Consider the following 13,131-nt stretch of genomic DNA (forward strand, 5'->3'; position numbering starts at 1 on the left):
GGAGTGCATCGCACTCCTTTACTTTTTCAGTCTACCCTATCCCAAAATGCCAAGCTTTTTCAGTTTTCTATATATCGTATTTCGGCTCACCCCGAGTACTCGAGAAACTTTACTGATATTGCCATCATGCTCTCGGTACACATCCATTAAGGTGCTATTGACCGCCGTTCTTAAATCCCGAGTCGGCTCCACAGAGTCGGAGTCAGCAATACTTTGACGTAACAGCGGCTCAAGTAAGTGTTCTGGGATATGGTCCAGCTTTAACTCAGGCTCATCTCCAGCGATAAGTGAAGCGACTTTAAGTAAGTTATCGAGCTCTCTTAAATTACCCGGCCACGAGTGTTCAACGAATCTATTGAGCAGCGCCGTAGAAAGAACCTGAGATTCCTCACCATGCTTCTGATGAATCGCAGCAAACAGTGCTTGCTTATCTTGGCGCTCTCGCAGTGCTGGCAGTTTAATCACCAGACCATTTAAGCGATAGTAGAGATCTTCACGGAACTGACCTTGCTTCACCAAGCTGGCTAAATCTTGATGAGTGGCAGCAATAATCTGGATATCCACTTGATGGGTTTGTGTTGAACCCACAGGCATCACGGTTTTATCTTGCAGCACAGTAAGAAGGCGACATTGAGCTTCAAGAGGCATTTCGCCAATCTCATCTAAAAAGAGAATACCTTTATCTGCTTGGCGAATTCTGCCCAAATACCCTTTACTATTCGCGCCAGTAAAGGCCCCCGGAGCATAACCAAAGAGCTCTGATTCCAATAAATCTTTCGGCAAAGCACCACAATTAACCGTCACTAGCGGTTGCTTTTTACGATCGCTGTTTTGATGAAGCGCCTTAACAAACTCGCCCTTACCGACCCCTGTTTCACCGAGGATAAGTAAACTTATGTCCTTACCTACCACACGATTAGCTTGTTGCCATGCTTGCTCAATAGAGTGATCGCCAAAATGCAGATCACATGAACTACTCACAACTTTTTTGCTATACGGCTTGCCAGTCAATGCGTGAGTTTTGAAGATAAAGCCTTCTCCGTGCTTGGCGTGCTTGATCACGTCATCGACGGACAGTCCAACTAAACCAGAATGAGGGATAAACTGAGAGGCCAACTGGTTGTGTGCAACGACCTTCCCGCCTTCATTGGCGATAATAATTCCCTGCCACCCCGTAGACAAAACGGAAGAATCTAATGCAAGATCGATCTGCAACGCGCCTTCTGGGATTTGAGTTAATAATCGATTCTCTACTAGCTGCACCATGTTCTGTACTAACAACTGAACCATCACATCGTGTTTACTTTGCTCACTAGTGATATCTAAAATCCCGACTAGCTCTCCCGTTGGTCCAAACAAAGGGCTCGCGGAACAACTGATAAATCGATGGTGCTTAATATAATGTTGCTCACCTATCACGCTCACAGCACGCTTCTCATGCAGCGCAGTACCAATCGCGTTGGTTCCTTTAAGTCTCTCTAACCAGCATGACCCGGATCGTAACGCAATCGAGGTCAAACGCTCACGAAATCTATCTTGCCCCCAACTGGCGAGGATCACACCTTCTGCATCAGTGAGAATTAATCGACTATCGCTACGAGCCAATACCTGATTGAACAATGGCAAGGCGCACTCTTTGACGGCGTCAATGACAGGCTTCGATTCATAGCAACGCTGCTGCAGTATTGCACCACTAAGCACAATATCTTCCGGCTTTTTAACTTCTCTCAAGCCAGCATTGCTGCTTCTATCCCACGAAGAGCTTAACCAATCGCCTTGTTGAAAACTTTGTATTTCCATATCTGTTCCACTTTTGAACATTCCCAGTGTGTCATTTTGGAACACATGAACAATTTATTAACAATTCAAACAGTCCAGACAGTTACAAAGGCACACGGCACAAGCTTTGATTACTCTAGCGCCACAAAGAAAATACAACAAGTTTTTAACATCTGGTCTGTGATTTGCGTTATTCCGTTTGAAACAAAAATGCAGAACAACCAAGAATGCTCTGCAATCAACGAGAAACGTATAAGGATATATTTATGATTTACGCACAACCAGGCAGCCCGGACTCTGTAGTCACTTTTAAATCACACTACGATAACTACATTGGTGGCGAGTGGGTAAAACCTGTTGGAGGGGAGTATTTTTCTAATATCTCACCAATTAATGGGCAATCCTATTGTCAGGTAGCTCGTTCAGGCGAAGCCGATATATCACTGGCTCTTGACGCTGCACATAATGTCAGAGCGACATGGGCGGCAACCAGTGTGACCGAACGCTCGAATATCCTTCTAAAAATTGCCGACCGTATTGAAGAGCATCTCGAAGAACTTGCTGTGGCAGAGACATGGGAAAACGGTAAGCCCGTTCGAGAAACACTCGCAGCAGATCTACCACTTGTCGTTGACCATTTCCGTTACTTTGCGGGCTGTATTCGTGCGCAAGAAGGTAGCGCCGCTGAGCTTGATGCTAACACCGCTAGCTACCACTTTCCGGAGCCGATTGGTGTCGTCGGTCAAATCATCCCTTGGAACTTCCCAATGCTCATGGCGGCTTGGAAGCTCGCTCCTGCTTTAGCGGCTGGTTGTTGTGTCGTGCTTAAACCCGCAGAACAAACTCCGACATCTATCCTACTGTTGATGGAGAAAATTGGCGACCTTATCCCAGCAGGCGTGATCAATATCGTCAACGGCTTCGGCAGTGAAGCAGGACAAGCCCTCGCAACGAGTGACAGAATTGCCAAGCTAGCATTTACGGGCTCGACAGAAGTCGGGAATCATATTCTGAAGTGTGCTGCCGATAGCCTGATCCCTTCTACCGTTGAGCTTGGTGGTAAGTCACCTAACATCTATTTCCCAGACATCTTCGAGCATGAGGACGAGTATCTAGAGAAATGTATTGAAGGCACCCTACTCGCCTTTTTCAACCAAGGCGAAGTGTGTACCTGCCCTTCACGCGTATTAGTGCACGAATCTATCTATGATAAGTTTGTTGCTAAAGTTGCCGAGCGAGCAAAAACCATTGCGCAGGGCAACCCGCTCGATACTGACACCCAAGTTGGCGCTCAAGCATCGCAAGAGCAGTTTGATAAAATCTTAAGCTACTTAGAAATCGGTCGACAAGAGGGTGCGAACGTTGTCTTTGGTGGCAATATCGCACAGCAAAATGATGGATTATCATCGGGTTACTATGTGCAACCGACCTTGCTTGAGGGTCACAATAAGATGCGCATATTCCAAGAAGAGATTTTTGGACCTGTTATTGCGATTACCAAGTTTAAAGACGAGGCAGAAGCACTGGAGATCGCCAATGACACTGAGTATGGCTTAGGTGCAGGTGTTTGGACGCGTGACGCTAACCTTGCGTATCGTATGGGGCGTAAAATTGAAGCAGGCCGTATCTGGATTAACTGCTACCATGCTTACCCAGCTCATGCGGCATTTGGCGGCTATAAAAAATCAGGTATTGGTCGTGAAACACATAAGATGATGCTCGATCACTACCAAAACACCAAAAACCTGCTGATCAGCTACGATGTGAACCCATTAGGCTTCTTCTAATTGCGTTTATAGATTTCATCATGTCACAGAGAGTACATTTGTACTCTCTGTTTTTTAATATCAATCAAACGCGTTTGGGCTGAGCCTCGCTCTTGCGCTTATCATAGAAATACAGCACAGCACCAAAAATCAGAGCAAGCACAGAGATACTAAACAGTGCAGGCATACTCAAAATCCAAGCAAATGTCGCGGTCAAAAAAGCAATGAATGTTACCATTCTGCTGCTTGACATAACCCGTCCGAGTTTTCTGTCCATATTTCCCCCTAACCAAAGAAAATTGGGTGGCGTTAAACACTTGTTTTCACAAGATGATTATTGCAATAACGGACAAAAATTAACCTAAAATTACCTCAAAATATCTAGTCATGTGACTTCTATCATAAGCGCGAATAACCGAAATATTAGGGTTGTCAGTACACGTCAAAGAAAAAGTATATCGTCATAAAGGCGCTGGATGTAGAGACAAAGCCCCGTATATAAATTTGAGGAATATTTCTCGAAATTCGAGCGGCCACATACCCCCCTGCAAGGGTACCGAGCATCACCACAATACCTCTACTCCAATCAATCGACCCGTCCACTATAAATATTGCAATCGCTATAATAGAGACGCAAGATGAGACCAAAAGTTTAAGGCCGTTCATCTGATTAATGTCACTGTAGCCCGCTAATACTAAGTAACTCAGAACAATGACGCCCAAGCCAGCATTGAAAAAGCCGCCATAAGCAGAGACACAAACTAAACACAGTGCTAATGAAGCAACGCCCCAAAAAGGATGAATTGTCGAACGAGATGCCAACTGCGCAAACAATCGGTTGATATGTTGACCAAATACAAACAGCAGAGTAGCGAACAATAGTAGCCAAGGAATCGCTTCTAAGAAAAGAGATTCATCCACACTGAGCAGCAACAATGCACCGAGAGCGCCGCCAAGAAGACTCAAGCACACAAGAGAAATCAAAGAAGCCGTGCTTTGTACAATATCTTTTCTAAAGCCATACGCTCCGCTAATGTAGCCGGCACATGCAGCAAACGTGTTAGTTGCGTTGGCCGCTATCGGAGGAACTCCAACAAAAAGCAACGCCGGGAAAGTAATAAAGCTACCCCCACCAGCGACGCTATTTAATACCCCGCCTAGCACTCCTGCTACAAATAGTAGAATCCATTCCATAATCTAACGTCGTCAATAAATGTTACTGACAATGTAACTGACTGGATTCCTTGAGTAAACTTTCACCAAAAGTAGTCGTTAAAGCCGAACCTTATTGAATATCAAGCGCAATACTCTTCCAATCTTGCAGCTCTTCACGATAGTGCTCTGTCTGCTTGTCGGTCGCCGAATTGATCATCTGCACTAAGTATTGATTCGCTACCTTTCTGTTGTGATCTATCTTTTGTTCTAACTGGGGGGCGTAATAGCTTGTAGGGTCAAACATCAGTTGCTCGAAGTGTGGTTCAAAGCGAGCAATATCAAAACGCTTCATGAATAGAGAGTTCATCTCAACTCTCATTTTAGTTTGGTGTTGAATCCAATCCAAGGAAGTCACCGATAACTCTTGGCTCCAAAGCTTAATCAGTTGCTTTTGCTCCTTTGTCACACTACCTAACCAATCATCAACATTCTCTGCAATTTTCTCTGCATAATTACGTCTTGATTCTCGCTCTGATAGCTTTTGATGTTTCTTCTTGTATTTGGTGTGCCTAACTCGAATATTGTTCATCAGCTCTTCGACTTGCGAATCGGTCAGCTGTTGTGCCAGTTCAAATAACTCAGGAGCAACTCGCTGTATCAACCTATCACTGTGGCTTTGAAACTTAGACTCCTGACGCTCTAAGTCCTCGATTGTAAATGCCCTCAGATCTAGATCGATAAGTTCATCTAGATGCTCTATATAGTTTGGAATCTCTTCTTTACGGTGCCACTCACTCAGCAACATAATTTTGTCACTGACTAGCTCCTCTTGTTCATCGTTGAGTTCGACATAATCTTCGAGGTATTCGATGAACAGCCAATCCATATTGTTATAAACAAACTTGGTGCTACATCCAGACAGCAGAACCCCTATCGCAGCAAAAATAATCCATTTTTTCATCATTCATTCCTGTAAACCCACCGCGGCGCACAGATTAGACTTATTGAATAGAAGCGTAGGCACTTCCTACCTCACTCAAGCAAATTCAATACCACTCGTCGAGCTTCATTGTCTTATTTCTTTAACTCACTCTAAAGCTGTGGTTTTTCTGACAAACTCGTAACAAATCAAGTTGGCGAAGTATGCCTTAAACAGCTCACTGTCGCGGCAATCAATTTCCGCTAACAAGCACATGACTTAAACAACCAATGTCAACACCCTGCTAAAGAGTTGTAACAAATGTCAACGAATCCCTTACCAAAACTAGGAATAACCTTACACAGCCTGACTGACCCTTTACGTAAGTGTAGATAGTATGGTTCTCAACGGTTAGCCAAAAGGAGAGACCACTATGAAGAAAATTATCCTATTAGCATCATTAGTCATGAGCACATCAGTTTTTGCGGCAATACAAACCACAATGTCAAATCGTACCTTCGAAACTGAAAGCTACGCGACGAAGCAGCAAGCGTACGAAGCAGGAATGACCCTTATGGAAGAATTTAAAACCATGCCTCAAGAGGAACTTAAATATAAATTAGTGACAGGAAACCAAAATGTCATTAATCCAAGTATTGAAGTTACAGATATGAATGTCGTTGTCGGCGAGTATGGCAATAGTCAAGGCCAGCTACAGTACAAAGCCATCGTTGATGTGGATTATCAGTACAAATATCGCGACTAAGAATCCTTCACCCCTGCCTTTTGCCGCCTTTCACCCAGGCGGCTTTTTTAATTGCTCACTTCTGACTCTTTGCTAACACATTCTTTGTATTAGGACTCTATTGTAATTCAGCTTTCTGTGCACCACAGTTGATGCTACCTTTATTGAAACCATTTATGCATCACATTGATTAGGTAGACAAATGAAAACAATCTTAGCAGCGTCAGTTCTTTCAGTGATGGTACTGACTGGATGCGCAAAACAAACAGAGCCTCAAAAACAGATCAGCCCGTCGAATCCGATGTGCAGCACCAAAACAATGCCAGGTGGTTGGAGTGTATCCGACGTAACTCCTGGCGTCGAAAAAGCGCTAGATAATGTTCTTGCTCAGATGAATACCGCTTCTAAATTAAAGCAAATCAACGAAGTTAGAACTCAAATAGTCAATGGCACGAATTACGCGATTGAATTCACGCTAGAAAATGGTGAAGTTTGGCATACCGTTGTGTACCGAAACCTGCGTGACGATTACATGATTGAGCAAGTGGCGCAGCAAGGTCCGCTTTGCCCTTAGTGAGTTCCATGAGAAAGCCCCAACTATGGGCTTTCTCTTACTCTGTGCTATCAAGCATCAATAACCCAACACTGTCGCAACCAATTTATGGTCTGAGCCCCTAGGTTCATCACTGCTCCACCTTCTACAGATCCTTCTCCCCTGCTCGGCAGACTTCAACCACAAATGATCGATCGCAATCATAGATTGAGGCGGTGTGGTTATGCGTTCGGCCCAATTAGGCCAACTCGCGACTGGAGTAGTTTGAAAACTGGGAAACAAATTGGCAAAGCGCAAACTGACTGAAGACAGATTGAAATCACCGATAATGATGGTCTCATCGGATGGATATTGCTCTATTAACGTTTCTATCGTGTGAATAAGTGTATTGCGACGATGCCAAAGCGCTTTGCTTCGCGGAGACGGTGGATGGGCAGTAATCAACACGAACGCTTGCTGTTTAGTCGGGTGCCAAACCCCGCGAATGATCGCTTGCTGATCTGGCGAATAAAACACGGACATATTCCTAAGCTCAGATCGACTTAGAATCATCTGCCCTGATGGAAAGCCAACTCCCTCTTGCCCTCCATATTGATAAGGATATATATCGCTTAACACTTTAAGTTTCTCCCCCACAGGTGGCGAGACTTCTTGCAACACAACCAAGTCAAAAGTGCTGTTGTGCAGGTAACTCAGCGTTTGGTTAATGTCTTCATTTTCATAGAACATATTGAACTGGGCCACCATCACTGAATTTGCACATTCTGATGAAACAAGTTTTGATGTCACAGGCGTTAACAACCAGTAGGCTACTGAAAATAGAACACTCGTTATTACTAGAGTCCATTTTTTCCATACGCTAAACGTCAGAGCAATCAAACAATACGTCAGTAAAAACAGGCTCGGGTATGCAACAATGTTTTCTACCCACCAAGTTACTTCATAGAATGTGAGACCTATCCAAATAATCGTAGGCAAGCAAACAATGAACCAGAGCAATAATCGTTGCACAGCATTTTCCACCCAATTAACTGACTAAAGTATGAACGATAATCTCACTATTGTGCGCTATTATCCCTCTGCTATTTGATGACTCAATCAATACTGAGCTCACATCACCAACAATCATTGAAACAATTTGTAATACTTTTGCTATCATTAAGCTGCTGTTAATAAAAGGGAACACAAAACGCCTTATGGCTGAGATCACCGACAAAAAGCTCATCAAGCTAATAACCTATGCGCCTGCCACTATCGTTGGCTTTTTTACTTTATTGTGGCTCACCTTAGCCATAACAGACATCTTGCTCAGTTCGGAAGAAAAGCTAGAAGCGCTTAAGTTAGACTATCAACAACGACAAAATACGGTGTTGACGAAGCAAGTTGAATACGTCGCTGATCAGGTAAAATACGCCCGTGAACGAACAGAAGAGCAATTAGAACAAACCATCCAAGAGCGAATCTACGAAGCGCACTCCATTGCCACCAGGTTATATGAAAGCAACAAACATCTTCCGGAGCCGGAAGTCACTCGCCTTATTACTGATGCTCTACGCGACATCCGATTTAATAATGGTCGAGGCTACTTTTTTATCTACAAGACAGAAGGCTTAAACGTCATGCACCCGCTTCTTCCGCGAGTGGAAGGGACATCATTGTGGGACTTTAAAGATGTTCGAGGTAGCTACATCGTTCGCGAGATGGGTGAGCAAGTCAAAGAAAAGGGTGAAGCGTTTTATCGATGGTGGTTCGTAAAACCCGACAACAAAAACAAAGAATTTGAAAAAATTGGCTTTGGTAAATACTTTGAACCTTATGATTGGTTTATCGGTACTGGCGACTATGTTGTCGATGTCGAAGACGACATTAAAAAAACCGTATTGGCTTGGATTAGAAATTTAAGGTTTGGTCAATTTGGTTACGTCTTCGTCCTTGATGCTCAAGGTAAAGTCTTATCCCATATAGATCCAACCTTGATTAGTCAAAACGCACTGCGACTGGGAACTCAGCCAAACATCGACGGTGTCATTGAGATAATGAATAGTGATGGTCAATTTGTCGAACATACCTCTTATTATCTACCCGCAGGCATTACTAATCCTCAAAAACAAAGCTATATCATTAAAGAGCCTTCTTGGGGATGGCGCATTGGATCTGGTGTCTATGAGGAAACTCGCCAACAATTCTTAGCTAAACGTCAACAACAGTTGGAATTAGAACAGCGACATACTGTAAGCCAGATGATCACGATAGGCGTCATTACTACGCTGATAGTCGCGTTATTTTCTTTAATGCTAAGTCGATTGATCACCAAGCGCTTTGAGTTGTTTCAAAGCCGCATCAACAACGATTTCAATCAGCTGCAAGAAACCAAAGACAAGCTTGAACACATGGCATTGCACGACGATCTGACCGGGTTGCCAAACCGCGCGCGTCTGCATGAACATATTGCTAGCAGTATCGCAATCTCCAACCAAAATTGTCAGCAACTAGCCGTTATGTTTGTCGATTTAGATGATTTCAAAAAAGTGAATGACTTATATGGCCACAGCGCTGGCGATCGCCTACTCAGTGAAATTGGTAAGAAATTTGAGTCATTCCTCCAGCCTCACGAATTTGTCGCGCGATTCGGTGGCGATGAGTTTATTTTCTGTTTCCCATGTTTGAATAATCTTGCAGAAACAGAAAGCAAGGTAGAGTTGATTAAGAATGTCTTCAAACAGCAATTTGTCATTGATAATAAGGTTCTATTTGCCAGCTGCTCGATTGGCGTTTCTATGTACCCAACAGACGGCGACGATCCTGAAGACTTGATCTCCAAAGCAGATATTGTTCTCTATAAATCAAAAGCGAGACAAAAAGGCGATGTGCTGTTTTTCGACAGTACCATCAACCAGCAAGTGCAATATGACTTTCTGCTTGAGCGAGAGCTGCGTGGAGCGATTGAACGTGGCGAGCTATCTGTTGTCTACCAACCTCAGATCAATGCTCAAAACGGAGAACTTTATGGCGTTGAGAGCTTATTGAGATGGCACAACCCCCAACTTGGTCACGTGTCTCCACTCGAGTTTATTTCTCTCGCTGAAGAAATTGGCTTAATCAACCAACTTGGCGAATTCGTTCTTGATCGTGCGTGTGAAGAATTTAGTCAGCTATTTCCTAGTGGTAACACGGCACTGTCTATCAACATTTCACCAATGCAGTTAATGAATGATCAGTTTGTCCCCTCACTTCTTTCTATCGTTAAGCAATATGGGCTTTCCAATCAACGCATCACTCTTGAAATCACCGAGAATGTCCTGATCACAGATCTTCTTAAGGTCACGCCAATTATCTCTGAATTGAAAGAGTTGGGCTTTACCATGTCACTTGATGATTTCGGTACTGGCTATTCCTCATTGAGCTACCTAAGTAACCTGAATTTAGACGAGCTAAAAATCGATCGTACTTTCATCGACAAGATGCTCAATTCAGAACAAAGCGACTCCCTCGTCAAAGCGATTATTGCGATCGCTCGGTCAGCTGACATGCGCGTTGTCGCTGAAGGCGTAGAGACAAAAGCACAGCAAGATGTGTTGATCCAATATGGTTGTGACATATTGCAAGGCTACTTACTTGAACGTCCGATCTCAGCAGAAGTGCTCGCAGATAAGTACGCTAAGGCAGACTAAATAGAAACGACAAACTTGCTCATTTGTAAAAACCTGCGCATTTGTTAACAATTATGCTATCATCAGCCGCTTTTTGACGTACCTCACAATTCTTATGAAACGGAGTGGGGGAAATGCATAGGTTTGTTTGGAAACGAACAGACCACGAAATAGCGAACTTTTTAATGTCTAATCTAGCGCAGTCAGTTGACGGTATTCACAATCACGAGTCCGTTGATACTGCAGAAAAAGCGACTACTAAACCTTCGAATCTATTCGGTAAACTTGAACTCAACAATCCAGTATTTTGGCTAAGTGGCACTTTCTTACTTGGCTTTGTATTCCTTGCTCTTACCAACACTCAACAGCTTTCCCAATGGGTAAACAGCGGCTTTGCTTTTTCAACCCAATACTTTGGCGCCTTTTGGCAAGTCCTACTGTTGGTTAATTTCCTAATCGGACTATTCCTAGCCTTTGGCCGAACTGGCTACGTAAAACTTGGCGCTCTACCAAAACCCGATATCGATACCTTTAAATGGCTATCAATTGTACTTTGTACGCTACTTGCTGGTGGCGGGGTATTTTGGGCTGCCGCCGAGCCAATCGCTCACTTTGTTTCCTCTCCGCCACTTTATGGAGAAGCAACGACAGCACGCGCGGCGGCGATCAATGCATTATCACAATCATTTATGCATTGGGGTTTTCTTGCTTGGGCTATCTTAGGCTGTTTGTCTTCTATCGTTTTGATGCATCTTCACTATGACAAAGGCCTACCTCTTAAACCTCGCACTTTGCTTTATCCAATCTTTGGTAACAGAATTCACGGCTGGGTCGGACATATCGCCGATGCATGCAGTGTTATTGCAGTTGCAGCAGGAACCATTGGGCCAATAGGTTTCTTAGGCCTTCAAATCAGCTATGCGCTCAACGAGCTTTTCGGTTTAAGTGATGGTTTCACAACTCAAATGCTGGTTATTCTTTTTGCTATCGCGATGTACACCATTTCTGCATTAAGTGGGGTAAGTAAAGGCATTCAAATTGTTAGCCGCTATAACATCATCCTCTCTGTTGCTTTGATCGGTTACATTCTTATTTTTGGCCCTACCAGCTTTATTGTCGATGGCTACGTTCAGGGTGTCGGCCGCATGGTAGACAACTTCTTCCCAATGGCCCTTTACCGAGGCGATACGGGTTGGTTAGATTGGTGGACCGTGTTTTTCTGGGGATGGTTTATCGGCTACGGCCCAATGATGGCAATTTTCATTGCTCGAATTTCTCGTGGACGTACCATTCGCCAACTTGTGCTTTCAATCAGTATTGCTGCACCTCTTATTACCTGTTTTTGGTTTAGCATAGTGGGTGGTAGCGGCTTAGCTTTTGAACTGGAAAACCCAGGCTTGATCTCAGGAGCCTTTGAAGGCTTTAACCTTCCTGCTGTTTTACTTGCGATTACCGCAGAACTGCCTTTCCCTATGATCGTTTCGGTTCTGTTTTTGGTGCTGACCACCACGTTCATTGTCACTACAGGTGATTCAATGACCTACACCATTAGTGTCGTTATTTCTGGTACAACGGAGCCAAATGCTGCCATGCGCAGTTTCTGGGGCGTTATGATGGGTGTCGTTGCGATTGCGCTGATATCTATGGGGTCTGGTGGCATAACAGCGCTGCAATCCTTTATTGTGATCACCGCAGTGCCAGTATCGCTCATTTTATTACCAAGCATCTGGAAAGCGCCGCAAATCGCCAACCAAATGGCAAAGCAACAAGGCCTAGTATAAAGCGAAGAGCCTTCTCATGATGAGAAGGCTCTTTTATTTTTATCCGGTTAATATCGACTGTTCATGCCGTAATGGTTGGATAGATTGTCATCGTTCGCTCCACCCTTCCACGAACTTGACTGACCTAACGATAATACGTCCATCGCTGTGTATTCCGTACATGAAAAAATCTTCTTGGCGAGCTCCAAACGCAGTTTTTCAAGCTCTGATTGAGTCATATTAAAACGTCTTTGTGCGTCCTCATCTAACTGATTACAAAAAAGTGCCAGGTTGTAATGAAAATAACGCTTAGAAGCTTGAACTGAACGTGCAGTTTGCAAAACCTGACCGCTAGTATAAAAGTCACGAGAGCCATAACCTTGAACCAACGCGGGGACCATCTTCTCAATGGTTTTACGTAAGATACGGCGTTTAAAGAAAGACCTAAAAATTGGCATTTTGAACTCCTAATAAGCGATTGTCGCAGTTTTAGCATGCTAAACCTTTGTACTTCAACCACTAAAACAGAACTCATTTTTATGTAGCCCGAACTTTCCATTTATGAAAGTTATCTTTGCGTTTTTACCGTTTAACCAATCGTGACTAAAGTGTTACTTTAATGGGCATTGGTTACACTGACATAAAGATATGCTAAAAAGTGCAGACGCTTTGTAACAGTTTGAATATGGATATTTAGCCAACAATCTCCAAATAAACAATTGCAAAATTGTTGCCCTTTTAGCCCGCAAGATTTTGACTGCCTTGCGGGTATTTTTCTCTCTATTTCAGTGATTTCTCCCTTTC

Annotated in this window: 11 protein-coding genes; 5 read left to right on the forward strand and 6 right to left on the reverse strand. The window is 43.7% G+C overall.

All coding sequences use genetic code 11. The annotated features are described in order from the left end of the window. Positions 1-36: 36 nt before the first annotated feature. Entirely contained in the window at positions 37-1,800 is a 1,764-nt protein-coding gene (locus GVO60_RS00345; protein ID WP_159650508.1) for a sigma-54-dependent Fis family transcriptional regulator, read from the reverse strand. 245 nt (positions 1,801-2,045) lie between these two features. On the opposite strand from GVO60_RS00345, the gene exaC reads away from it, so the two are divergent. Beyond that, positions 2,046-3,566, forward strand: coding sequence for an acetaldehyde dehydrogenase ExaC (gene exaC, locus GVO60_RS00350; protein ID WP_159650510.1), 1,521 nt, complete (start codon positions 2,046-2,048; stop codon positions 3,564-3,566). Between the two features lie 64 nt (positions 3,567-3,630). Here exaC and GVO60_RS00355 read toward each other — a convergent pair whose 3' ends face one another. The 3 genes from GVO60_RS00355 to GVO60_RS00365 form a co-directional block, all read right to left on the reverse strand. Further along, positions 3,631-3,822, reverse strand: a complete 192-nt coding sequence (locus GVO60_RS00355) for a hypothetical protein (RefSeq protein ID WP_159650512.1) — start codon at positions 3,820-3,822, stop codon at positions 3,631-3,633. Between the two features lie 155 nt (positions 3,823-3,977). Further along, positions 3,978-4,739, reverse strand: a complete 762-nt coding sequence (locus GVO60_RS00360; protein WP_159650513.1) for a sulfite exporter TauE/SafE family protein — start codon at positions 4,737-4,739, stop codon at positions 3,978-3,980. Between the two features lie 91 nt (positions 4,740-4,830). Beyond that, a complete protein-coding gene (locus tag GVO60_RS00365) occupies positions 4,831-5,661 on the reverse strand; it encodes a DUF6279 family lipoprotein (RefSeq protein ID WP_159650515.1) in 831 nt (276 codons plus the stop codon). 391 nt (positions 5,662-6,052) lie between these two features. Between GVO60_RS00365 and GVO60_RS00370 the strand changes: the two genes are divergently transcribed. Next, positions 6,053-6,385, forward strand: coding sequence for a DUF3316 domain-containing protein (locus GVO60_RS00370; RefSeq protein ID WP_159650517.1), 333 nt, complete (start codon positions 6,053-6,055; stop codon positions 6,383-6,385). 181 nt (positions 6,386-6,566) lie between these two features. Further along, on the forward strand, positions 6,567-6,938 hold the full coding sequence (locus GVO60_RS00375) for a cystatin domain-containing protein (protein WP_159650519.1): 372 nt from the start codon (positions 6,567-6,569) through the stop codon (positions 6,936-6,938). A gap of 57 nt (positions 6,939-6,995) precedes the next feature. Here the strand turns inward: GVO60_RS00375 and GVO60_RS00380 are convergent, their stop codons facing one another. After that, on the reverse strand, positions 6,996-7,928 hold the full coding sequence (locus GVO60_RS00380; protein WP_159650521.1) for an endonuclease/exonuclease/phosphatase family protein: 933 nt from the start codon (positions 7,926-7,928) through the stop codon (positions 6,996-6,998). Between the two features lie 185 nt (positions 7,929-8,113). Here GVO60_RS00380 and GVO60_RS00385 point away from each other — a divergent pair, with 185 nt between their 5' ends. Beyond that, a complete protein-coding gene (locus GVO60_RS00385) occupies positions 8,114-10,588 on the forward strand; it encodes a bifunctional diguanylate cyclase/phosphodiesterase (protein ID WP_159650523.1) in 2,475 nt (824 codons plus the stop codon). A gap of 164 nt (positions 10,589-10,752) precedes the next feature. Further along, the gene (locus GVO60_RS00390; RefSeq protein WP_159650525.1) at positions 10,753-12,348 is read left to right on the forward strand and encodes a BCCT family transporter; all 1,596 of its coding nucleotides are present in this window, start codon (positions 10,753-10,755) and stop codon (positions 12,346-12,348) included. 47 nt (positions 12,349-12,395) lie between these two features. On the opposite strand, the gene GVO60_RS00395 is transcribed toward GVO60_RS00390, so the two are convergent. Beyond that, on the reverse strand, positions 12,396-12,785 hold the full coding sequence (locus GVO60_RS00395) for a DUF6559 family protein (protein ID WP_159650527.1): 390 nt from the start codon (positions 12,783-12,785) through the stop codon (positions 12,396-12,398). Positions 12,786-13,131 lie beyond the last annotated feature (346 nt).

Source organism: Vibrio atypicus (assembly GCF_009811315.1).
GTDB classification, from domain to species: domain Bacteria; phylum Pseudomonadota; class Gammaproteobacteria; order Enterobacterales; family Vibrionaceae; genus Vibrio; species Vibrio atypicus.